This is a genomic window from Amycolatopsis thailandensis (genome assembly GCF_002234405.1).
Taxonomy (GTDB): Bacteria; Actinomycetota; Actinomycetes; order Mycobacteriales; family Pseudonocardiaceae; genus Amycolatopsis; species Amycolatopsis thailandensis.
This window is the reverse complement of the sequence record NZ_NMQT01000095.1, coordinates 1-20,635: the sequence shown is the minus strand read 5'-3', so window position 1 is coordinate 20,635 and position 20,635 is coordinate 1. Positions and strand designations below refer to the sequence as shown.

Here is a 20,635-nt window from a genome sequence, read left to right as displayed (position 1 = left end):
GGAGGCGCATCGTGGCCGACGCGGTGGACGCGGTGATCGGGCTTTGGCGGCACGAGCGGCCGGATCTCGAAGACAAGCTCTGGCCGGCCGAGGTGATCGGGCGCGTCCAGCGACTTTCCCGGATCCTCGACCGGAAGCTCAAGGAGTTCAACGCCGAGCACGACCTGGAATCGTGGGAGTTCGACGTGCTCACCACGCTCCGCCGCTCCGGGGAAGCCGGCGGGCTGACGCCGGGCGCGCTGCTCAAGGCCGCGATGGTCACCTCGGGGGCGATCACGAACCGCATCGACCGCATGGAAGCCAAGGGGCTGGTCGAGCGGGTGCGTGACAGCGACGACCGTCGTTCGGTCAAGATCCGGCTGACCGGCAAGGGAAAGGAGGTCGTGGACGAGGTTTTCGTGCTCCACCTGGAGAACGAAGCCCGCCTTCTGCCCGACCTCAAGCCCGAGCAGTGGATCGAACTGATCGGCGGCCTGCGGCTGCTGCTCGAACACTTCGGCGACACGTCACTGGAGTGACCCCAGCGCGGCGGCAGCGGCTGTCAGCGCGTCACCCGGATCGACCCCGAGTTCCCGAGCGGCGCGGGCGTACTCGTCCGCCGCGGCCCGCAGCAGAGCGGCTTTCCCCGGACGATCGGCCGCTTTGGCGACGACCGTTCCCCTGGCGCGGGCGGTGAGCACCCAGCCGTTCTCCTCCAGCTCACGGTAAGCGCGCGCCACCGTGCCCGAAGCCAGCGCCAGATCCCTGGCGAGCTGCCGGATGGACGGCAGCCGGGTGCCCGGCGCCAGCGCACCGGTGGTGATCAAACGGACGATCTGGTCCCGGACCTGTCGCCACGGCGCGATCCCGAGATCCGTGTCGACGACGACCTTCAGCGGCATCAGGCCGCTTCGGGACGCGAGGGGCCCTCGGCGCGCGACCGGTGCGCGAGGTGGTACCAGCCGGCGAATCCGGCGAGCACCAGCAGCAGGGACACCAGGTTCATCTTCTCCGGGATCGCGAGCGTCACGGTGGCGGCCAACCCCAGCCCGGCGGCGACCCGAGCGCTCCGGACCCGCAACGCCGTGTCGGCCACACTGTCCCCTGTGGACGGTCGGCGGACGGCGAGCAGGACGACCAGCCACGTCACCGCCGAGATCCCCGCGGCGACGCCGAGCTGCGCCCACCAGTTGTTGACAGCGAGCCAGCCTGCCGCGGCCACGGCGATCACCGCGTAGGTGACCAGGCCCCAGACGGGAATGAGCCCGCTCACGCCGCGCCGCTCCAGCGCCGCCTCACGGCGGGCGCCTTTCCGGGGCCGCTGCGCCAGCACTTCGGCGATCAGCGCGCCGACGAGCAAGGTGGCCAGGACGGACGACATGTTGTCACCGCGCACCCCGGCGGAATCGGCCAGCAGCGGCAACCCGAGGTAAAGCCACGGATACCAGAACCGGCGGCGGCGCAGATAGCGCACGGCCTCGTCGACGTCGGACGGCGAGGGATCGGCGACCCCCCACCGTCGCAATACCTTGGCGCCTTGCCTTTCGCCCGGCCACAGCACGATCAGGATCACGAGACCGAACAGGCCCATGAACAGGGCGACGGCCACGATGTTGTCGAACGGCACGATCAGCCTCCCGTCTTGTATCAAGTACACGATACAAGACCGGTGACCATTCGGCTGGCTGGATCGTGAGTGGCGATTCGGGTTCTAGCGGACTCGTAGTGAAGCCGAGGCTGGGGCCGGTGCCCGTTGTTGGGGAGGGTTCCGGACGTTGAAAATCCGGAATCTTCCCCTGTCACCTCGTCTGCCACCGGGCGTCCGGGCGACGATGTAGGAATTGGGACGTTGAACGTCCCAATTCCTCCATCGTCGCGCCCTGGCGGCCGCGGAACCGCCACTCACGACCACCTGGGCCGATCTGCGCGTGGGTGGGGTGTCGGGATCGTGCCGGTCCGGCGGCCGTGGGCATTCAGGGACTCAGGGCGCCGCGTCGCGAAAGCCACTTTCGCAACCTTCAACGTTGCGAAAGTGGCTTTCACAACCTCCTTGACCAGCCCAGAGGCGGACCCTGGCGCCAGGCGCCAGGAAGGGGCCTTCATGTACTTCACATCGTCAGGAAACGGCGCTCGACGGCGCCGAGAAGGTGTTGCAGTCGGCGATCCGGTTGTTGCTCGCGCCGGCCCGCCACCAGGACGCGTAGTGCGCGTTCGTCCCGTGGTCCTGGCTGCGTGAGGTGTTGTCGCCCCGGGTCTCCTGGTCGTTCCAGGCCTTGTTGTACATGTCCCGGCTGACCGTGCCGCCCTGGTCGACGTGCGCGCCGAGGAACATCCCGGAGAAGCACTGCGCCTGGAGTTCCTTGCGCCGGGACATCTCCAGCCCGGAGGGGCTGTTCTGGCCCGATTCGTAGATCTTCTGCCAGGCCGCGTCCATCAGCCCGGCGACCTCCTGCACGTGGTGCCCGTACTCGTGCGCGAAAAGGGCGAGGTAGACGCCGGGGTTGTTGCCGTACTGGTCGGTCTGAAGACCCCGGAACGGCACGTAGAGGTTGTTCTCGCAGTAGTACGCCGCCGTCGCGATGCCCACCTGGATCGTGCCGCATTCGGTTTCGAAGCTGGCCCCGGTCGGGAAGTGCAGGGCGGGCGGGATGAACGGCAGCTTGTAGGCCTCGAGGAACGGGCCCCACGCGTTGTCGAGGCATTTGCCCGCCGCGGTGAAGAACGCCTCGGCGGCCTGCTGGCTGCTCTGCCACTGCGGCAGCGTGCAGACGCGGTTCTGCAGGCCGGCGCTCGGGTCCTGGAGGATCGGGTGGTCGCCGAGCTTGAGGATCTTCTGCGGTCCGCTCGAAGAGGACGGTGCCCTGGTCGGCGACGTCGGGAACGGGTTCGTCGAGGACGAGGGCGACGCGGACCCGCTCGGCGTCAGTTCCGCCGACGGGGGCGGGCTCGGCAGCGTGCTGTAACCCGCGTTCGCTACGTGATCGTTGCCGTCACGATTGAGTGAAACGATCGCGACCAGGCCGAGGACCAGGACGGCGACCGCGCCGAGGCAGATGCCGACGATCGCGCCCACGGACCGGCGTGGCGGCGGCGGGTACTGATGCGGTGCGCCGTGCCACTGGGGAGGGGGCTGACCGTGCACCGGCGGTGGCTGGACGGCGCCGCGTGGCGGCCACTGGCCGTGGGGCGGTTGCGTCATCAAGTCGGTCCCGGTGTTTCTAGGGGCGAACCGGGGGCGCCCGGTCCGATGTTCAGCATAACGAGCTAACGGCCTCCCCTCCCAGCACTTGGCAGCAGAGGGTATCCAGCGTGAGGCGAGCGGTCACCCATCAGTGTCGTCCCCCCAGCTCTGGCTGGGTGTCGGACCCTCTGGAAGAGTGTGCGCAAGCAACATGAACGGGTAGGGGGCTGTCGCATGACGGAGACCGGCGGACCGTCCGGGCCGGAAGGTACCGAGACGCCGAAGCCGCAGGCGGGCGAACCGGCACAGCCGCAGGCGGACGCGCCGACGCCGCCGCGGGGTGAGGTGCCGCCGTCACCGGCGCCGGAGCAGCAGTGGCAGTCCCCGTCCGGGGCGACGCCGCCGCCTCCGCTGCCGTCGTATCAGCCGCCGCAGCAGCAGTACGCGAACTGGAAGGTCGGTCTGGGCAGGCCGGGGGTCATCCCGCTGCGCCCGCTGAACCTCACCGACATCCTCGACGGCGCGGTCACGGCCATGCGCAAGTACTGGCGGATGGTCTTCGGCGCGGCCGCGATCACCGCGGTGCTCACCGCGGCCCTCAACCTGGTCGGGCTGCTGCTGGTCGACACCACCGGCGACCTCGAGAAAATCCGCGATCTCGGCCCGGCGGCCACCGATCAGGAACTGATGAACCAGATGTTCAGCGTCCTGGGCGGATCGCTGGCGACGTCGTTCATCACCCTCGTCGCCACCCTGCTCGGGACGACCATCCTCACCGGATTCCTGACCGTCCTGATGGGCAAGGCCGTGCTGGGCAAGCCGGTCACCTTCAAAGAGGCGCTGAAAGAGGCGACGCCGCGGCTGCTGCCGCTGCTCGGGCTGACCGTGCTCTACACGCTGGCGATCATGGTCGCCGCCATCTTCTGCCTGCTGCCCGCGATCATCCCCTACACCTTCTGGGCGCTGGCCAGCCCCGCGTTCATCCTCGAACGCGGCACCGTGATGGAGGCGTTCCGCCGGTCGGTGAAGCTGGTCTCCGGGATGTTCTGGCGGGTCTTCGGGATCCTGCTGCTGGCGTACGTGATCTCGTCGTTCCTGGCGTCGATCATCACGATCCCGTTCAGCTTCAGCGCCTTCCTGTCCATTTTCGGCAATCTGGACCAGATGTACGTTCCCTCGACCGGTGACCTGATCCTCCAGTCGGTGGGCACGGTGATCGCGCAGACGATCGTCGGGCCGTTCACCGCGCTGGTGACCGTGATCCTCTACATCGACCAGCGGATGCGCCGCGAGGGCATGGACATCGAACTGGCCCGCGCGGCCGGGATCACGCCGCCGCCCCCGCCGCAGGCATGGTGACGCGCTTCCTCACCGAAGTCCCGGTCGACATCGACCGGGACACCGCCCGGCTGCGCGCGGCCGAAGAACTCGCGAACCCGGCCTATCAGAACGCGAAACCGAGCTGGCTGTCCGAGGCGTTCAGCTGGGTGCTCGAAAAGCTGCTGAGCTTCCTCGACACCGTCGACAGCGCGGTGCCCGGCGGGATCTTCGCCGTGGTGCTGCTGGCCGTCGTGCTGATCGTGCTGGTGGTGGTGATCCGCGTGCGATCCGGTCCCTTGGCGACGTCGGCCAAGAGCGGGCGGGCCGTGTTCGCCGGGCAGCGCAAGACTTCCGGCGAACACCGCAAGGCCGCCGAGGAAGCAGCGACGCGGGGTGACTTCGACGACGCCGTCCGTGAGATCTTCCGCGCCGTGGTGCGGTCCTTGGAGGAGCGGGCGCTGCTGGACGAGAAGTCGGGCCGGACGGCCGACGAAGCCGCCCTCGAAGCAGGACGCCTGCTTCCCGACGTCGCCGTCCCGCTGCGCGCCGGCGCGCGGTTGTTCGACGACGTCCACTACGGAGGCATCCCGGCCACCGAGGACGGCTACCGCTCACTGTCCGAATTGGACGAACGCTGCCGTCGCGCCCGGCCCGTCGCCCTGGCGGCCGGATGACCTCGGTTTCGCCCGACGCCCGCCGGATCTGGCGCGGGGTGCGGCTCCCGCTCGCGGTCGTCCTCCTGCTCGTGCTGACCGGGACGCTGCTCGTCCTCGTCCAGGGCGAGCAGACCACCGGCGCGCTCGAACCGGGCTCCTACGAGCCCGGCGGCGGCCGCGCGCTGGCGACCCTGCTGGAACGGGAAGGCGTCAAGATCCCGATCGTGCGCACCGCCGCCGCGGCCAAGGGCGTCGCGAGGGACGCGACCGTCCTGATCACCAAGCCCGAGTACGTGCCCAAGAGTGCCTTCGCGGAGATCAGGCAGAACGCCGAGCACGTCGTGCTGGTGCAGCCGAGCCCGGGCACGGTCGACGAAGTCCTCCCCGGGGTGCGGGTGAACGGTCAGGCCGAGACCGAGACCCGCGCGCCCGACTGCGAGGCGAAGGACCCCGTCGCGGCGGGGAACGCGACGATGGGCGGCCTGAAGTACGCGGCCACGCAGCCGAGGGCGCTGGAGTGTTACGGCGGTTCGTATCTCGAAGTCCCCGGTCCACAAGGGACGGTGACCGTACTCGGCACCCCCGCGCCGCTGACCAACGAGTGGCTGGCAGGCGAAGGCAACGCGGCGCTCGCGATGCGCCTGCTCGGGAAGCACGAACGCCTGGTCTGGTACCTGCCGACGGCCGCCGATCCGTCGCTGGAGACGGAGAAGAAGCCGCTGTCGGAACTGATCCCGGCGGGCTGGTCGTACGCGGCCTTGCAGGCCGGGTTCGCGGTGGTGCTGCTGGCGCTGTGGCGTTCCCGGCGGCTGGGGCCGGTGGTGACCGAGCCGATCCCGGTCGTGGTGCGCGCGGCCGAAGCCACGGAGGGGCGGGCGCGGTTGTATCGCCGGGCGAAGGCCGCCGCGCACGCCGGGGAAACGTTGCGTGAGGCCGCTCGCGCGCGGCTCCGGCCGTTGCTGGGCCTCACCCGGGACGCCGAACCCGCGGCGTTGGTGGAGTCCGTCGCCGGGCGGACCGGCCGGGCGCCCGCCGAGATCGGCGCGCTGTTGTACGGGGACCCGCCCGCCGATGACGCCGCGCTGGTGCGGCTGGCGGACGGACTCGATGTCGTGGAACGAGAGGTGGAGCGGTCTTGAGTAGCGATCAGTCCAGTGTGGATGGTGCGGCCGAAGCGCGGGCGGCGCTGATCGCGCTGCGCGCCGAGGTCGGGAAGGCCGTGGTGGGCAACGACGCGGCGGTCACCGGGCTCATCATCGCGTTGCTGTGCCGGGGACACGTGCTGCTCGAAGGCGTTCCGGGGGTGGCGAAGACGTTGCTGGTGCGGGCGCTGGCCGCCGCGCTGGACCTGGAGACGACCCGGGTGCAGTTCACGCCGGACCTCATGCCGGGCGATATCACCGGCTCGATCGTCTACGACGCGCACAGCGGCGAGTTCTCCTTCCGCGAGGGCCCGGTGTTCACGAACCTCCTGCTGGCGGACGAGATCAACCGCACCCCGCCGAAAACGCAGTCTTCGCTGCTGGAGGCGATGGAGGAGCGGCAGGTATCCAGCGACGGCAAGACGCGGCCGCTGCCCGATCCGTTCATCGTCATCGCGACGCAGAACCCGGTCGAATACGAGGGCACGTACCCGCTTCCCGAGGCGCAGCTGGACCGATTCCTGCTGAAGCTGACCATGCCGATGCCGTCCCGCGAGGACGAATTCGGCATCCTTTCCCGGCACGCGCAGGGTTTCGACCCGCGCGACCTCACCGCGGCCGGGATCCAGCCGGTCGCCGGCGCCGCGCAGCTCGACGCCGCGCGGCGTGCGGTCGCCGGGGTCACCGTGCGTCCCGAGGTGCTCGCCTACATCGTCGACGTCTGCCGCGCGACCCGGGCGCTGCCGTCGGTGCGCCTCGGTGTTTCCCCGCGTGGCGCGACGGCGCTGCTGGCCGCGACACGGGCGTGGGCGTGGCTCGCGGGCCGCGACTACGCCACGCCGGACGACGTCAAAGCCTTGGCACGGCCGTCTTTGCGGCACCGGCTCGACCTGCGGCCCGAAGCCGAACTCGAAGGCGCGACCGCCGACGGTGTACTGGACCGCGTCCTCGCGTCCGTGCCCGTTCCACGCTGATGGCCGTCACCGGGCGGCTCGGGCTGCTGGCGCTCCTCGCGGCGCCGGTGGTCGGCTTCCTGCTGCCCTCGTGGGCCGGGATCGGGCTGGCCGCGGCGGTGCTGTTCCTGCTGGTGGTGCTGGATCTCGTGCTCGCCGGGAGCGTGCGGAAGCTGGCGTTCGCGCGATCCGGCGCGACGTCCGTGCGGCTGGGGGAGGACTGCGAGGTCACGCTGACCGTCGCCAATCCCGGTGGCCGTCCGGTGCGCGCGTGGCTCCGGGACGCGTGGCCGCCCAGCGCCGGCGCGGACGACAGGCACCGCTTGACCTTGCCCGCGGGCGAAAGGCGCGTCGTGACCACCCGGCTCCTGCCGACCCGGCGCGGCGACCGGACCGCGGCCAGGGTCACCGTCCGGTCGACCGGACCGCTGGGGCTCGCGGCACGGCAGGGCTCGCACGAGGTGCCGTGGACCGTGCGGGTGCTGCCGCCGTTCCACAGCCGCAAGCATCTGCCGTCGCGGCTGGCGCGGCTGCAACAGCTCGACGGCCGCAACGCGGTGCTGATCCGCGGCCAGGGCACGGAATTCGACTCCCTGCGCGAGTACGTGATCGGCGACGACGTCCGGTCGATCGACTGGCGGGCCTCGGCGCGCGCGTCCGACGTCATGGTGCGGACGTGGCGCCCGGAACGCGACCGGCACGTGGTGCTGGTCCTCGACACCGGCCGGGTTTCGGCAGGCCGGGTCGGCGACGCGCCGCGGCTCGACGCGGCGATGGACGCGGCCCTGCTGCTGGCGGTGCTCGCCGCGCGGGCGGGTGACCGCGTGGACCTGCTGGCCTACGACCGCCAGGTCCACGCCGCGGTCCAGGGATCCTCGGAACTGTTGCCCGCCTTGGTGAACGCGATGGCGCCGCTGGAACCATCGCTGGTCGAGACCGACGCGCGGGGGATGATCGCCGAGGTGCTGCGGCGGACCCGGCGGCGCGCATTGGTCGTCCTGCTGACCGGGCTGGACGCGGCGCCACTGGAGGAAGGCCTGTTCCCGATACTGTCCAAGCTGACTTCGCGGCACCAGCTGATGATCGCTTCGGTGGCCGACCCGCGGGTCGCCGAGATGGCGGCGGGGCGCGGTGACGCGGAAGCCGTCTACGACGCGGCCGCGGCCGAGCGGGTGCTGGCCGAACGGCGCCAGGTCACCGCGCGGCTGGCGCGGCACGGCGTCGAGGTCGTCGACGCCGTGCCCGAGGATCTGCCGCCGCGCCTGGCCGACCGGTATCTCGCGCTGAAGGCGGCCGGACGGCTGTGATCGGCTAGGCCACCAGCGCGAAACTGGAGTAGTACTCGCCCGACGGATCCCGCGAGCCGCTTCGGTCCGGGCTGACCTCGGCGCCGACCCAGCCCTGGAACGCCCCCGCGTCGTCGATCACCTGCAGCAGCGGGCGGACGTGGCTGTTGCCGAGGTAGCAACCGTTGTAGGACAGGCATTCGCACCAGAACTCGTAACTGTTGCGCCGTCCGCCGAAGGCGTCGCTCAGGTAGTAGAACCGCCTGTCGCCGGTGTCGATGATCTTCTGCGCGCACGCCGCGTGGCCGGGGCCGGCGGGGCAGCAGGAGGACGGATCGCAGCCGGAGTCGTACTGCACGAACCCGAGACACGAGCCGTCGTCGCACTTGTTCCACCCCGGGCCGACGCCGAGGGCGCCGCTGCTTCCCCTGGTCCAGTTGGTGATCGCGCGGCGGTTCACGCCTTGGCCTTCGAGCAGGTACGACCGCTGGGTCGCGCGGACGGAGCTCATCGGGGCCTTGCTGGTCTGCGCGAGGGAGGCGTTGCTGCCGTAGGCTATGCCGCTGCTGATCGAATAGTTGTCGCCGACCAGCTGCATCCGGCCGAGCCCCGGCCGTGTCTCCGAAACCGACCAGGTCTCGGTGAGGTTCACGGGAGTGGTCGTACCGTCGACGGTGCTGCTGGTCCAGGTGATGGCCACCTGCCCCGAATTCTGGGCGTAGGTGCCGGTGAAGTGGCCGTTCGGTTCACCGGTGAAGCCCGGCGCGGTCTTGATCGGGCAGTTGTTGCGGGGGTTGGATCCGGGTGCCCAGTCGCCGCAGTAGTAGACGTCGCCGCTGTTGACCGGGGCGGGGAAATCCGCCTGGCTCCAGGTCCAGAAATTGTGCGCGACGGTGTTGTCGGCCGGGTTGAAGACGAGATAACCGAGCCGGACGTAGTTGCGGTCGGCGTCGGTGCGGAACCCGCCGACGCTCACCACCCAGTTCTGCTTGCCCGAAGGCGCGGAGACGGTCTTGGCCTGGGACGCGCCGACGAGCAGCGTCGAGGCGAGTACGGACAGGACGGCTATCGCGAAGACGCGTAAACGTTTTCTCCCCATGGGGGGAGCTAACCAGGTCAGCCCGCTTCCGGTCGAGAATCACCAGCGTATCGCCAGTCGACGTCACCCTTTTCCCCCGCTTTCGCGGCCCGGCGCCCGACGACGAACACATAGAGTAGAAAAGCGACCTCGGCGATTACTCCGATTCCGATGCGCGCCCAGGTCGGCAGGCCCGATGGCGTCACGAAACCCTCGATCACGCCGGAGATCAGCAGCACCACGGTCAGTCCCAGCGCCATCACCACCACCGAACGGCCCTGCTCGCCGAGTGCCGCCGTCCGGGAACGGCGTCCCGGGTCGACGACCGTCCAGCCGAGCTTCAGCCCCGTCCCGGCCGCGACGAACACCGCGGTCAGCTCCAGCAGCCCGTGCGGCAGGATCAGGCCGAAGAACACGTCGAGCCGTCCGGCCGAGGACATCAGCGCCGCGCCGATCGCGAGGTTCAGCGAGTTCGCCCAGAGCGCGTAGATCACCGGGACCCCCAGCACCACGCCGAGGAACAGGCAGGTCGCGGCCACCCACGCGTTGTTGGTCCAGACGCGCGCGGCGAAGGAACCCGCGGGATCGGACGAGTAGTACGTCTCGTACTTCCCGCCGGGCGCGGTCAGGTCCTTGAACTCCTCGGGCGAGGCCAGTGACGCGAGCACCTGCGGATCGCCGGCGATCCACACCGCCGCGATCGCCATCACCGCGATCGACGCGGCCGCCGACGCCAGCCACCAGCGCCGGCTCAGGTACAGCGCCGCGGGGAACCGGTGGGTGAAGAACAGCCGGACCTCGCGCCAGGCGGGACTGTGCGAGCCGGTGACGGCCGAGCGGGCCTTCGCGACCAGCGCGGACAGGTGCGCGACGAGCACGGGATCGGGCGCGACCGAGCGGATGATCGAAAGGTGCGTCGCGACCCGCTGGTACAGCGTCACCAGCTCGTCCGCGTCCGGCCCGCTGAGTTTCCCGGCGCGGCCGACGAGGTCACGCAGCCGATTCCATTCGGCCTGGTGCGCGGCGACGAACACGTCCACGTCCAACTCGGAGCCCTCCCGGCGATCGTCCTTGGTCGCCCAGCCTATTCGTCACTACGCTTGCCGGGTGGAACAAGAGTCCGATCTCGTCACCGGCGAGGCCGTCGTCCTGGACGTGCGCGCGGCGAAGCTGGCCAGCCGCGGGCTCGCCATGATGATCGACGTCGCCCTCCAGCTCGTCACGCTGGTCGTCGCGATGCTGGTCCTGAGCCAGATCGCCGCGTTCGGCGACGAAGCCCTGGCGCTGACCCTGTTCCTGGTGACCCTCGTGCTGGTCATGGTCGGCTACCCGGTGATCTTCGAGACACTGAGCCGCGGGCGCACCCTCGGGAAGATGGCGCTCGGCCTGCGCGTGGTCCGCACCGACGGCGGCCCGATCCGGTTCCGGCACGCGCTGGTCCGCGGGCTCGCCGGGTTCTTCGTGGACTTCTGGGCGCTGGGTCTGCTCGGTGTCGTGGCGGTGATCACGTCGCTGCTGTCGCCCAACGGCCGCCGCGTCGGCGACTACCTCGCCGGCACCCTGGTGATCCGGGAACGCATGCCCGCCGCACGGACGCCGTACGTCGGCATGCCGCCGCAGCTGGCGTACTGGGCCTCGCAGCTGGACCTGACCCGGTTGCCGAACGACCTCGCGCTGGCCGTGCGTCAGTACTTGAGCCGTACGAGCGAGCTTCGGCCGGAAGCGGCCGAGGCGCTCGGGTACGGGCTCGCGCAGCAGGTCGCCGGGGAGATCGGGGCGCCGGTGCCGCCGGGGGTGCCGTCGTGGGCGTACCTGTCGGCGGTGCTGGCCGAGCGTCGGCGGCGGGATCAGGAGAAGCTGCGGCCTCAGTACGCGCAGCCTGTCGCGCCTGCTGTTTCGCCTGCTGTTGCGCAGTACGCGCCTCCTGGGCAGTACGCGCCGCAGGGGGAGCCTGTTCAGTCTTATGGGCAGTCTTATCCGCAGTCGTATCCGCAGGCGGCCGCTCCCGCGCCGGTCACACCGCCGCAGCCGGAGACCGCTCCGGAACCGGAAAACCCCTTCGCCCCGCCGGGCTGACGAACCGCCGTTCCGTGAAGGCCTCCTTCCCTACCTTGAGAGTAGGGAAGGAGGCCTTCACGGACTTGCGGCAGCGGCAGAGCGGCAGCGAAGTAGCGCCAGCGGCAGCGAAGCAGCGGTAGCGGGGTAGCGCCAGCGGGCAGCATCAGGACACGTCGGAGGACTTAGCCGCCCACGTGTTGCACTCGAACATCCGGTTCTTCTGCGCGCCGTGCTGCCACCACGAGACCGCGTGCGCGTCGGAGCCGTGGTCGCGCGGGCCGCCGTTGTGGTCGCCGCGGTCCTGGGTCTGCCAGGCGTCGCGGTACATCGCCTGGTCGACCGAGCCGCCGCGGCCCACCGTCGAACCGAGGAACGTCCCGGACAGGCACTGCGCCGAGAGTTCGTTGCGCCGCGACATCTCCAGACCCGCGGCCGAGTCGATGCCCGCTTCGTACCGGGCGTCCCAGTAGGCCTCCGAGATACCGGAAAGCGCCTGGATGTGGTGCGCGTACTCGTGGGCGAAGACGGCCAGATAGACCCCGGGCCGGTTGCCGTACTGGTTGGGCTGAAGGCCTTCGTACGGCATGTAGAGCGTCTCGTTCTGCGAGCAGTAGAACGCCGCCACCGTGCCGCCGCTGGCGTCGCCGCACGGACTCGACCAGTTCTTGCCGGACGGGTACTTCACGGTCGGGACCCGGAACGGCAGCTGCGTGTAGTTCATGACCTGCTGCCAGACACTGTCCAAACAGGGCCGCGCGCTTTCGAAGAACGCGGCCGACGCGTCCGGGTTGGTCGCCCAGCGCGAGAGGTTGCACGCCTGGTTCGGCAGGCCGACCTTGTTGTCCAGCCACAGCGGATTGTCCGCGAGCTTGTGCTGCGGCCGCGGGCCGGAGGGTGCCCGGCTCGCCGACGTCTCGCGGGTCGAGCCCGCCGACGTCTCCCGCGAGGCTGTCGAATCGCGCGAACGGCCGGTGGTCGTCGTCGACGTGTCGCTGGACGAGGTCGTCGTGTAGTCCGAAGAGGACGACGTCGTCGGGTACGACGAATAGCTCGAGTATCCGGCGTCCGCCACGTGTTTCGAGCCGCCGTTGGCGATGGTGATCACCATGAGCAGCCCGCCGAGCACCGCCATCACGGCCACGATCGCGACCGCGGCGATGACGCCGCCGTTCGACTTCTTCGCGCCATAGCCCCCATATGAAGCGAAAGCGGGCTGCGCGAAACGCGGACCGTAAGGAAGCTGCGGCGGACCGACGGCACCGGGCTGGAACGGGACCGGTGCGCCGAACTGCGGCGGCGGCAACGGGGCCGCGCCCGGCGGGGGCAGCGGCATCCCACCGGTCGGCGGACCCGGCCGGAACGGCGGCGGGATCGGCGTCGGCTGTGAGACAGGCGGCTGTGAGACAGGCGGCCCTGGGACAGGCGGCGGCGAGATCGGCGGACGTCCCGCGCCCGGCGGCTGGTGACCCGGCTGTCCGGGACGGCCGGGCGGCGGCTGGCCACCGGGGCCCGGCCGGTTCGGCGGCGGCACCGGCGGACCGCCACGCGGCGGCAGCGGACGCGCCCCCGGAGGCGGGAGTGGACGGCCGCCCTGCGGCGGTCGCGGTGGCCCCGGTGGTCGCGGTTGCCCCGGAGGTGGCGGAGTCGGCCGGCGCCGCGGATCAGGCGGGCCGGGCGGCTGCTGGTTCATCGAGTGGATCCCCCATGCGGTTCGGCAACGCCGTTCGCCCAGGTAGCGGATTCGGCGTTTCGGCGGTCAGCATAGATCGGCTGGCCTAGAGTGTGTGGCTGTGTTGACGAAATGGGGGACGGCGGTCGTGGCCGTCGCGGCGAGCTCGGCCTTGATGGCCCCGCCGTCGGAGACGAATGTGCCTGAGGCGCCCGAAGCGGGCCCTTCGCTGACGAACGCGCCGCAGTTGCCGAAGCCGCCGCCACTCGGCGCGCGCGAGCAGCTCGGGCTGCTCCAGCCACCGAGCGGCGCGTCCGCGAACATCGCGGTGAAGGTGGAACGCGACGGTTCGGTGTCGATCGCCGAGCAGGTGACCGTCCCGGGTGGACAGCACCTGGTGCGCCGGATCCCGTTGAAGGTTCCCGCCGGTGAAGAGCAGGATCGCGTCTACGGGGTCCGTGACGTCTCGGTCGAGGGCGCGGGCAAGACCGAGTCGAACGGCGAACAGCTGGTCGCCACTTTCGACGGCGGCGCGTCCACCCTCAAGTACAAAGTGGATGGGGCGGTCGCGGACGTCAACGGCGCGCAGCAGGTGCGCTGGCAGGTCGCGAGCGGCTGGGACGGCGAACTGTCCCGGGTGTCCGCTTCGTTCAGCGCGCCGACGCGCGAAATGCCCACAGTGGACTGTTTCGCCGGGCCGCTCGGTTCGGACAGGCAGTGCTCGCTCGCGGAGACCGACCACAGTGGCGTCGTCCGCATCGAGCAGGACAAGCTCGCGGCGGGCGAGCGGGTCGACCTCGCCGTCGGACTCCCGGCGGGCACCGTGCCCGCGAACGCGAGGTTCGAGCAGATCGCCTCGGTCGGCGGCGCGTTCGCCCTCACGACCCTCGCCGGCATCGGTTTCGGGGCGCTGGCGCTGTTCCTGATCCTCGGCGCGCTGGCCGTCGTGCTCCTGCGCCGTCGCGACAAGGGCGCGCTCACCGCCGGTGCCGGACCGGTCGACGTCCTCATGCGCGAGGGTGGCAGGGTCTCCTTCGCCTCGCCCGACGGCGTCCTGCCCGGCCAGGTCGGCACGGTCGTCGACGGCACGGTCGACGTCGTGGACGTCAGCGGCACGGTGGTCGACCTCGCGGTCCGCAACTACCTGTGGATCTCCGAGGTCCGGGGCGCCGGGACCGTCGACTGGCAGATCGCCCGCCGCAACGCGCCGGACGAGCATCTCGTCGCCTTCGAACGCGAGATCTACACCGCGATCCTCCCCGAGGGCACCGATTCCGTGCTGCTGTCGGAACTCCGCGGCCGCGGCACCGTCGATCTCCGTGTCGCCGGTGAGGCGATGTACGCCGACGTGGTGCGCAAGGGCTGGTTCTCCCGCCGCCCGGACAAGGGCAAGAGCAAGCTGACCCTGGTGGGCATCGGCCTGGTCGCGCTCGGCCTCGTGGGCACCGCGGTCCTGACGTTCACCGCCGGGCACGCGCTGCTCGGCGTCGCGGTCGCGCTCGCCGGGGTCGCCACGCTGCTGGGTGCCTCGTGGGTGCCGCCGCGCACCTCGCGCGGCAGGCGGCTGGTCGGCCAGGTGCGCGGGCTGCTCGAATACCTGCACACCGTCAAGGTCGACGCCATTCCGCCGGCGGACCGGGAAATGGTGTTCTCCCGGTCGCTGCCGTACGCCATCGTCCTCGGCGACACCGAACACTGGCTCCGGACCTTCGAGGGGCTCGACCCGTCGGCGGACGGTTCGGCCGGGCTGTACTGGTTCGGCGGCCTCGAAGGCGACCGGGATCTGCGCCGGTTCGCCGCGCACCTGCCGTCGTTCCTGTCCGCTTTGGACGGCCTGCTCGCCGAATCCGGGCACCTGCGCTCGATCCGCCCGGAACCGGTCCCCGCCTGACGTGAACACTCGCAATTCGTCCTCTGGATGCGGTAGTTGCCCGCGCAAGTACCGCATTCAGAGGACTAAATGCGTTTTCCCGCTGGTGGTCCTCCTGCTGGTGCTGGGCGCGGCACCGGCGGGAGCGCAGGGAGAGCCACAACTGCCGTCGCTGCCGAACAGCGCGGAGATCTCGCTCAAGGTGGAACGCGACGGCGCGCTGTCGGTCGTCGAGGCGGTGTCCGTGCCGAGCGAGGGGTCGATGACGCGCCGGATCCCGCTCCGCACGGCGGCCCCGCGCGATCGCGACCGGATCATCGGCATCCGTGATGTCGTCATCGAGGGCGCGGGCGGTTCCGAGCTGACCGACGACGAGTTCACCGTCAAACTCAAGGGCGGCACCTCGATCGTCCGGTACACAGTGGACGGTGCGGTTTCCGAAGCCGATGGCCTGACTCGGGTCGCCTGGCAGCTCGCGGGCGGCTGGGACAGCAGGCTCGAACTCGTGCGCGCGAGCTTCGCCGCGCCGTCCATCCCGAACGCGGTCACCTGCTACGCCGGTCCCGAAGGATCGCGCGCGCACTGCGGGACAGCCCAGATCGCGCACTCCGGGCTGACCCGGTTCAGCCAGCAGAACCTCGCGGCCGGGCAGCGGATGGAGATCTCGGTCGAGCTGCCCGGCGGGACCGTCCCGGCGAACGCGCGACTGGAGCCGTCGAAGACGTTCGCCGGCGCCTTCGTGCTCACCGCTCCGGTCGGCTGGGCCTGGGGCGGCTTCGCGCTCGCGCTGGTCGCCGCCGCCGTCGCACTCGCGCTGCTGCGAAGGCGGGACAAGCACCCCGGCGGCGCGCTCCCGGTCCGGCTGCTCACCGGGAAGGACGACAAGGCCGCGTTCGCGTCACCCGACGGCGTGCTGCCGGGACAGGTCGGCACCGTCCTGTCGGGGCGTGCCGACGCCGTCGACCTCGCCGCGACCGTGGTCGACCTCGCGGTCCGGAACTACCTGTGGGTGAGCGAGGAGCCCGGCGAGCTGACCGGCTGGCGGCTCGTCCGCCGCAACCCGCCGGACGAACAGCTGACCGTCTTCGAACGTGCGGTGTTCGACGCCCTGCTGCCGGACGAGCGGGAGTCGGTGCTGCTGTCGGAGATCCAGGCCGAGCGGATCGGGATCGAATCGGTGCGGGCCGCGCTGGACGACAGCGTGGTCGAACGCGGCTGGTACTCGCGGCTGCCCGGCAAGCTCACTCGCGTCGGCCTGCGGATCTGCTTCTACGGTTTGTTCCTCACCATCCTGCTGGCGTTGACGGTCGGGTATGCCCAGCTCGGACTGATCGTCATCGCCGCCGGCGCCGTACTCGCCGGCGCCGCCCGGTGGCTGCCGGTGCGCACCGGCGCCGGCGTCACGCTGCACCGGCGGCTGCTCGGCGTCCGCGACGCGCTGCTGGCGACCAAGGCCTCGGCCGTCCCGAAGCTCGAACGCGAGGTCCTCCTGTCGCGGGCCCTGCCCTACGCGCTCGCTCTCGGCGAACAAGAACCGTGGGTCGCCGGATTCGCCGCGCTCAAGGGGCCGCCCAAGATCTACTGGTACGGCAAGGAAACCGCCGAAGAGGTGGAGTTCGCGCGGGTGAGCGAGTTCACCGCCGCACTAGTGGGAACCTTCGCCGCGACCCGCCAGGGCCGTCGCCTGGAGGCCTGACTAGCCCGTAGGGTGGTGCGCATGGCCGATCCCGAGCTTGTCCGATTCACCCTCGACAACGGTCTGCGCGTGGTGCTCGCGCCCGACGCGACCGCTCCGGTGGTGGGTGTCAGCGTCCACTACGACGTGGGCTTCCGTTCCGAGCCCGAAGGGCGCACCGGTTTCGCGCACCTCTTCGAGCATTTGATGTTCCAGGGGAGCGAGAGCCTGGAGAAGCTCGCGCACTTCCGGTACGTCCAGTCGAGTGGTGGCAGCTTCAACGGCTCCACCCATCCGGACTACACGGACTACTTCGAGGTACTCCCCGCCGCGGCTCTCGAGCGCGCCCTGTTCCTCGAAGCGGACAGGATGCGGGCGCCGAAGCTGACGCAGGAGAACCTGGCCAACCAGATCGACGTGGTCAAGGAGGAGATCCGCCTCAACGTGCTGAACCGGCCGTACGGCGGGTTCCCGTGGATCACCCTCCCGCCGGTGCTGTACTCCACGTTCCCCAACGCGCACAACGGATACGGCGGTTTCGAGGACCTCGAACAGGCCACCCTCGACGACTGCGCGGCCTTCTTCGACACCTACTACTCGCCCGCGAACGCGGTGCTGACCGTCGCCGGTGACTTCACCGTCGAGCAGGCCCGCGAGCTGATCGAGAAGCACTTCGGCGACGTGCCGCACCGGCCCGCGCCCGAGCGCCCCTCGTTCGCCGAGCCCGCCCCCGAGGGCGAGCTGCGCGGCGAGCAGATCGACCCGCACGCCCCGCTGCCCGCGGTCGGCGTCGGCTACCGCATGCCGGACCCGATCAACGATCTCGACGCCTACCTGGCCAACCTCGTGCTCGCCGGAGTGCTGACCGACGGAGACGGCTCCCGGCTCCAGCAGCGCCTGGTGCACCGCGAGCCGCTGGTCGTCGACATCGGCGCGGGCGCCGGGCTGTTCGGCCCGTTCGAGGCCCGCGACCCGGACACGTTCACCATCACCGCGATCCACCCGCACGAGGTGAGCACCGAACAGGTCCTCGCCGCGCTGGACGAGGAACTGGAGAAGCTGGCGGCCACGCCGCCGGAGGACCAGGAACTGAAGAAGGTCACCGCGCGCTGGGCCGCGAGCCTGCACTCCGAGCACGACAAGCTGGTGTCCCGCACGCTGGCCCTCGGCTCGTTCGAGCTGCTGTACGGCGACGCGTCGCTGGTGTACCGGCTCGCCGAGAAGATGTCGGGCGTCACCGCGGAAGCCGTTTCGGCGGCGGCGAAGGCGCTGCGGCCGGACTCGCGGGCCGTGCTCGTCGTCCGCCCCGGCAATGGAGCTAGTGGATCTTCAGACCAGGAAGGCACCGAGCAGTGAGCGCACCGCACCGCACCGCCGAAGAGATCGGCCGCACCGCCGCCGGGCCGCGTCCGGTCCCGTCGCTGGGGACGCAGCGCGCCGCCGCCGACCTGTCCCATGTGGACACCACGCTGAGCAACGGGCTGCGGGTGCTCGCCGTCCGCAAGCCCACCGTGCCGCTGGTCGAGATGCGGGTGTGGATCCCGTTCGCCGGCGACGACAAGCTGCACCCGGCGACGGCCGAGGTGCTGGCCGAGACCCTGCTGACCGGCACCGCCCGCCGCGACCGCATCGAGATCGACGCGGATCTGGCGCTGATCGGCGGTGACCTCGCGTCCGGCGTCGACCCGGAGCGCCTGGCCATCACCGGTACCTCCCTGGCCGACGGCCTGCCGACGATGCTCGACGTCCTGGCCGACGCGCTGACCGGCGCGTCGTACGCGGACGCCGAGGTCGAGCGGGAACGCGAGCGCCTCATCGAGCGGATCGCCGTCTCCCGCACGCAGCCGCGGACGATCGCCCGCGAGGCGCTGCAGAAGCACCGCTACGGGAACCACCCCGCCGTGCGCGAGGTGCCGCAGGCCGAAGACGTCGCGATCGTGACGCCGGAGCAGGTGCGCGCGCTGCACCAGGCCTCGGTGCTGCCGCGGGGATCCGTGCTGGTGCTCGTCGGCGACATCGACCCACAGACCGTCATCGGCGACCTGGAGAAGGCGCTCGGCGGCTGGGCCTCGGACCGGTCCGCCGTCCGGCTGCCCGCGCTGCCCGACCTCGCCGGCGGCAACGTCCTGCTGGTGCCTCGGGCCGGCGCCGTGCAGTCGCAGATCCGGCTGTCCGCGCAGACCGTGTCCCGCACCGACCCGAGGTACGCCGCGCTGCAACTGGCGAACCTCGCCTACGGCGGGTACTTCTCGTCGCGGCTGGTCGAGAACATCCGTGAGGACAAGGGTTACACCTACAGCGCGCACTCCGGATTCGAGTTCACCGACCAGACCGCCGTGGTGAACGTCGACGCGGACACCGCGACCGACGCGACCGCGGCCGCGCTGATGGAGACGCGGTACGAACTGGCCAGGCTCGGTCTCGTGCCGCCGACCGCCGAAGAGGTCGAGTCGGTGCGGCAGTACGCGATCGGTTCGCTGGTCACGGCCGCGTCCTCGCAGGCGGGTCTCGCCGCGCAGCTGGCCGCGCTCGCCGCGACCGGACTGGGCGCCGAATGGCTCGCCGGGCATCCGGAGCGGCTGGCCGCGGTCACCGCCGAAGACGTGGCGAACGCGGCGCTGGAGTTCTTCGCGCCCAAGCGGTTCACCGGTGTCGTCGTCGGCGACGCCGAAGTCCTCGCGCCGAAGCTGAAGGCGCTGGGCGATGTGACCGTCGGGGAGCCTGCTTGATGGAGACGCCGTTCGGGTTGGGGGCGCTCCCGACGCTTTCGCGCTCCATGGCGGACCGTCAGGAATCCTTGCGCACCAACCCGGACAGGCTCGCCACGCGCTGGGCCGACGCCCGGGTGGTGCTGCTCGACGAGGACGCGCGCACCCCGGTCGTGGAGGGTTCCGGCGCGCTCGCGACCCGCAAGACGCAGGACTTCGGCACCGAGCCGCCCGCCGACGCGGTCTTCCTGGGGGAGTGGCAGGGCACCGACTTCTGGTCGTTGCCCGGCCGCCCCGAGGGGGAGACCGAGACCGTCGAAATGGCGGGCAGCTGGGGCGTCGTCGAAGCGGTCCCGCGGCACGAAGGCGAGATCTGGGTCGACCTGCGCGGCTACGGCGACCTGCTCGACGACGTGTCGGCGGGGCTGTTCACCACCGCGCAGGCGCTGCGGAACTGGCGTCGGCAGGCGAAGTTCTGCACGCGTTGCGGGAGCGAGACCGAGCTGGTCCAGCTGGGCTGGGCGAGCAAGTGCACCGGCTGCGGCCGGGAGGAGTACCCGCGCACCGACCCCGCGGTGATCTGCCTCGTGCACGACGACGCGGGTGTCAACGGCGAGCACGTCCTGCTGGCGCGGCAGCCGATCTGGCCGCCGGACCGGTACTCGATCCTCGCCGGTTTCGTCGAGGCGGGAGAGTCACTCGAAGGCTGTGTCGAGCGGGAGATCCGCGAAGAGGTCGGCGTCGACGTGCGCGATGTGCGCTATCTCGGCAGCCAGCCGTGGCCGTTCCCGCGGTCGATCATGCTCGGTTTCACCGCGCGAGCCGACATCTCCGCTCCGCTGATTCCCGCGGAAGGCGAGATCGAAGAGGCCTTCTGGGTTTCGCGGGCGGAGGTGCGGGCCGCGTTCGCGAACAGCCAGCTGCGGAACGAGGGCGCCGTGCCGACCCCGATCGCCGGCGGCACGCGGCAGCTGGTGCTGCCGGGAAACTCGTCCATCGCGCGCGTGATGCTGGCGGCCTGGGCCGGCGTTTAGTCCCAGCTCAAGTACATGAAGGCCCC

18 protein-coding genes are annotated in these 20,635 nt (G+C 70.8%); 12 read left to right on the top strand and 6 right to left on the bottom strand.

Features of this window, described 5'->3' with window-relative positions:
- Window positions 1–11 precede the first annotated feature (11 nt).
- Entirely contained in the window at window positions 12–518 is a 507-nt protein-coding gene (locus tag CFP71_RS25980) for a MarR family winged helix-turn-helix transcriptional regulator (protein ID WP_093936564.1), read from the top strand.
- On the opposite strand, the gene CFP71_RS25975 is transcribed toward CFP71_RS25980, so the two are convergent.
- The 3 genes from CFP71_RS25975 to CFP71_RS25965 form a co-directional block, all read right to left on the bottom strand.
- Window positions 507–881: a GntR family transcriptional regulator gene (locus CFP71_RS25975; protein ID WP_093936563.1), complete on the bottom strand. Its 375-nt coding sequence runs from the start codon at window positions 879–881 to the stop codon at window positions 507–509. The two genes, CFP71_RS25980 and CFP71_RS25975, sit on opposite strands and share 12 nt — an antisense overlap.
- Window positions 881–1,606: a hypothetical protein gene (locus CFP71_RS25970; RefSeq protein ID WP_093936562.1), complete on the bottom strand. Its 726-nt coding sequence runs from the start codon at window positions 1,604–1,606 to the stop codon at window positions 881–883. Before CFP71_RS25970 ends, CFP71_RS25975 begins: the two co-directional genes overlap by 1 nt.
- Before the next feature lie 489 nt (window positions 1,607–2,095).
- Window positions 2,096–3,178: a neutral zinc metallopeptidase gene (locus CFP71_RS25965; protein WP_378274513.1), complete on the bottom strand. Its 1,083-nt coding sequence runs from the start codon at window positions 3,176–3,178 to the stop codon at window positions 2,096–2,098.
- 216 nt (window positions 3,179–3,394) lie between these two features.
- Between CFP71_RS25965 and CFP71_RS25960 the strand changes: the two genes are divergently transcribed.
- From CFP71_RS25960 to CFP71_RS25940, 5 genes are read left to right on the top strand one after another with little or no spacing between them, the layout of a single operon-like run.
- A complete protein-coding gene (locus CFP71_RS25960) occupies window positions 3,395–4,519 on the top strand; it encodes a DUF7847 domain-containing protein (RefSeq protein WP_093936560.1) in 1,125 nt (374 codons plus the stop codon).
- A complete protein-coding gene (locus tag CFP71_RS25955; protein ID WP_093936559.1) occupies window positions 4,513–5,154 on the top strand; it encodes a DUF4129 domain-containing protein in 642 nt (213 codons plus the stop codon). The genes CFP71_RS25960 and CFP71_RS25955 overlap by 7 nt, the downstream gene beginning before the upstream one ends.
- Window positions 5,151–6,275 (top strand): DUF4350 domain-containing protein, encoded by a 1,125-nt coding sequence (locus CFP71_RS25950; protein WP_093936558.1) that lies wholly within the window; start codon window positions 5,151–5,153, stop codon window positions 6,273–6,275. Before CFP71_RS25955 ends, CFP71_RS25950 begins: the two co-directional genes overlap by 4 nt.
- Before the next feature lie 17 nt (window positions 6,276–6,292).
- Window positions 6,293–7,252 (top strand): AAA family ATPase, encoded by a 960-nt coding sequence (locus tag CFP71_RS25945; RefSeq protein WP_093936557.1) that lies wholly within the window; start codon window positions 6,293–6,295, stop codon window positions 7,250–7,252.
- On the top strand, window positions 7,252–8,538 hold the full coding sequence (locus CFP71_RS25940; RefSeq protein ID WP_093936556.1) for a DUF58 domain-containing protein: 1,287 nt from the start codon (window positions 7,252–7,254) through the stop codon (window positions 8,536–8,538). The genes CFP71_RS25945 and CFP71_RS25940 overlap by 1 nt, the downstream gene beginning before the upstream one ends.
- A 4-nt stretch (window positions 8,539–8,542) precedes the next feature.
- Here CFP71_RS25940 and CFP71_RS25935 read toward each other — a convergent pair whose 3' ends face one another.
- Together CFP71_RS25935 and CFP71_RS25930 are read right to left on the bottom strand one after the other, a co-directional pair.
- Entirely contained in the window at window positions 8,543–9,616 is a 1,074-nt protein-coding gene (locus tag CFP71_RS25935; RefSeq protein ID WP_093936555.1) for a hypothetical protein, read from the bottom strand.
- 17 nt (window positions 9,617–9,633) lie between these two features.
- The gene (locus tag CFP71_RS25930) at window positions 9,634–10,641 is read right to left on the bottom strand and encodes a stage II sporulation protein M (RefSeq protein ID WP_093936554.1); all 1,008 of its coding nucleotides are present in this window, start codon (window positions 10,639–10,641) and stop codon (window positions 9,634–9,636) included.
- Between the two features lie 61 nt (window positions 10,642–10,702).
- Here CFP71_RS25930 and CFP71_RS25925 point away from each other — a divergent pair, with 61 nt between their 5' ends.
- A complete protein-coding gene (locus CFP71_RS25925; protein ID WP_093936553.1) occupies window positions 10,703–11,671 on the top strand; it encodes an RDD family protein in 969 nt (322 codons plus the stop codon).
- 145 nt (window positions 11,672–11,816) lie between these two features.
- Here CFP71_RS25925 and CFP71_RS25920 read toward each other — a convergent pair whose 3' ends face one another.
- Window positions 11,817–13,184 carry a neutral zinc metallopeptidase gene (locus CFP71_RS25920; RefSeq protein ID WP_093936552.1) on the bottom strand — a complete coding sequence of 456 codons (1,368 nt, stop codon included), beginning with the start codon at window positions 13,182–13,184 and terminating at the stop codon, window positions 11,817–11,819.
- 259 nt (window positions 13,185–13,443) lie between these two features.
- Between CFP71_RS25920 and CFP71_RS25915 the strand changes: the two genes are divergently transcribed.
- From CFP71_RS25915 to nudC, 5 genes are all read left to right on the top strand, one after another.
- Window positions 13,444–15,213 (top strand): DUF2207 domain-containing protein, encoded by a 1,770-nt coding sequence (locus tag CFP71_RS25915; RefSeq protein WP_093936551.1) that lies wholly within the window; start codon window positions 13,444–13,446, stop codon window positions 15,211–15,213.
- 85 nt (window positions 15,214–15,298) lie between these two features.
- Window positions 15,299–16,888, top strand: a complete 1,590-nt coding sequence (locus CFP71_RS25910) for a DUF2207 family protein (protein ID WP_244199831.1) — start codon at window positions 15,299–15,301, stop codon at window positions 16,886–16,888.
- 21 nt (window positions 16,889–16,909) lie between these two features.
- Window positions 16,910–18,223, top strand: coding sequence for a M16 family metallopeptidase (locus tag CFP71_RS25905; RefSeq protein WP_093936550.1), 1,314 nt, complete (start codon window positions 16,910–16,912; stop codon window positions 18,221–18,223).
- A complete protein-coding gene (locus CFP71_RS25900) occupies window positions 18,220–19,596 on the top strand; it encodes a M16 family metallopeptidase (protein ID WP_093936549.1) in 1,377 nt (458 codons plus the stop codon). The genes CFP71_RS25905 and CFP71_RS25900 overlap by 4 nt, the downstream gene beginning before the upstream one ends.
- Window positions 19,596–20,609 (top strand): NAD(+) diphosphatase, encoded by a 1,014-nt coding sequence (nudC, locus tag CFP71_RS25895; protein ID WP_093936548.1) that lies wholly within the window; start codon window positions 19,596–19,598, stop codon window positions 20,607–20,609. Before CFP71_RS25900 ends, nudC begins: the two co-directional genes overlap by 1 nt.
- Window positions 20,610–20,635: the final 26 nt, after the last annotated feature.

Bases quoted from the DNA above. Each gene is read 5' to 3' on its own strand.
- CFP71_RS25975 (WP_093936563.1), bottom strand. From the start codon at position 881: ATGCCGCTGAAGGTCGTCGTCGACACGGATCTCGGGATCGCGCCGTGG.
- CFP71_RS25940 (WP_093936556.1), top strand. From the start codon at position 7,252: ATGGCCGTCACCGGGCGGCTCGGGCTGCTGGCGCTCCTCGCGGCGCCG.
- CFP71_RS25955 (WP_093936559.1), top strand. From the start codon at position 4,513: ATGGTGACGCGCTTCCTCACCGAAGTCCCGGTCGACATCGACCGGGAC.
- CFP71_RS25950 (WP_093936558.1), top strand. From the start codon at position 5,151: ATGACCTCGGTTTCGCCCGACGCCCGCCGGATCTGGCGCGGGGTGCGG.
- CFP71_RS25935 (WP_093936555.1), bottom strand. From the start codon at position 9,616: ATGGGGAGAAAACGTTTACGCGTCTTCGCGATAGCCGTCCTGTCCGTA.
- CFP71_RS25965 (WP_378274513.1), bottom strand. From the start codon at position 3,178: ATGACGCAACCGCCCCACGGCCAGTGGCCGCCACGCGGCGCCGTCCAG.
- nudC (WP_093936548.1), top strand. From the start codon at position 19,596: ATGGAGACGCCGTTCGGGTTGGGGGCGCTCCCGACGCTTTCGCGCTCC.
- CFP71_RS25905 (WP_093936550.1), top strand. From the start codon at position 16,910: ATGGCCGATCCCGAGCTTGTCCGATTCACCCTCGACAACGGTCTGCGC.
- CFP71_RS25960 (WP_093936560.1), top strand. From the start codon at position 3,395: ATGACGGAGACCGGCGGACCGTCCGGGCCGGAAGGTACCGAGACGCCG.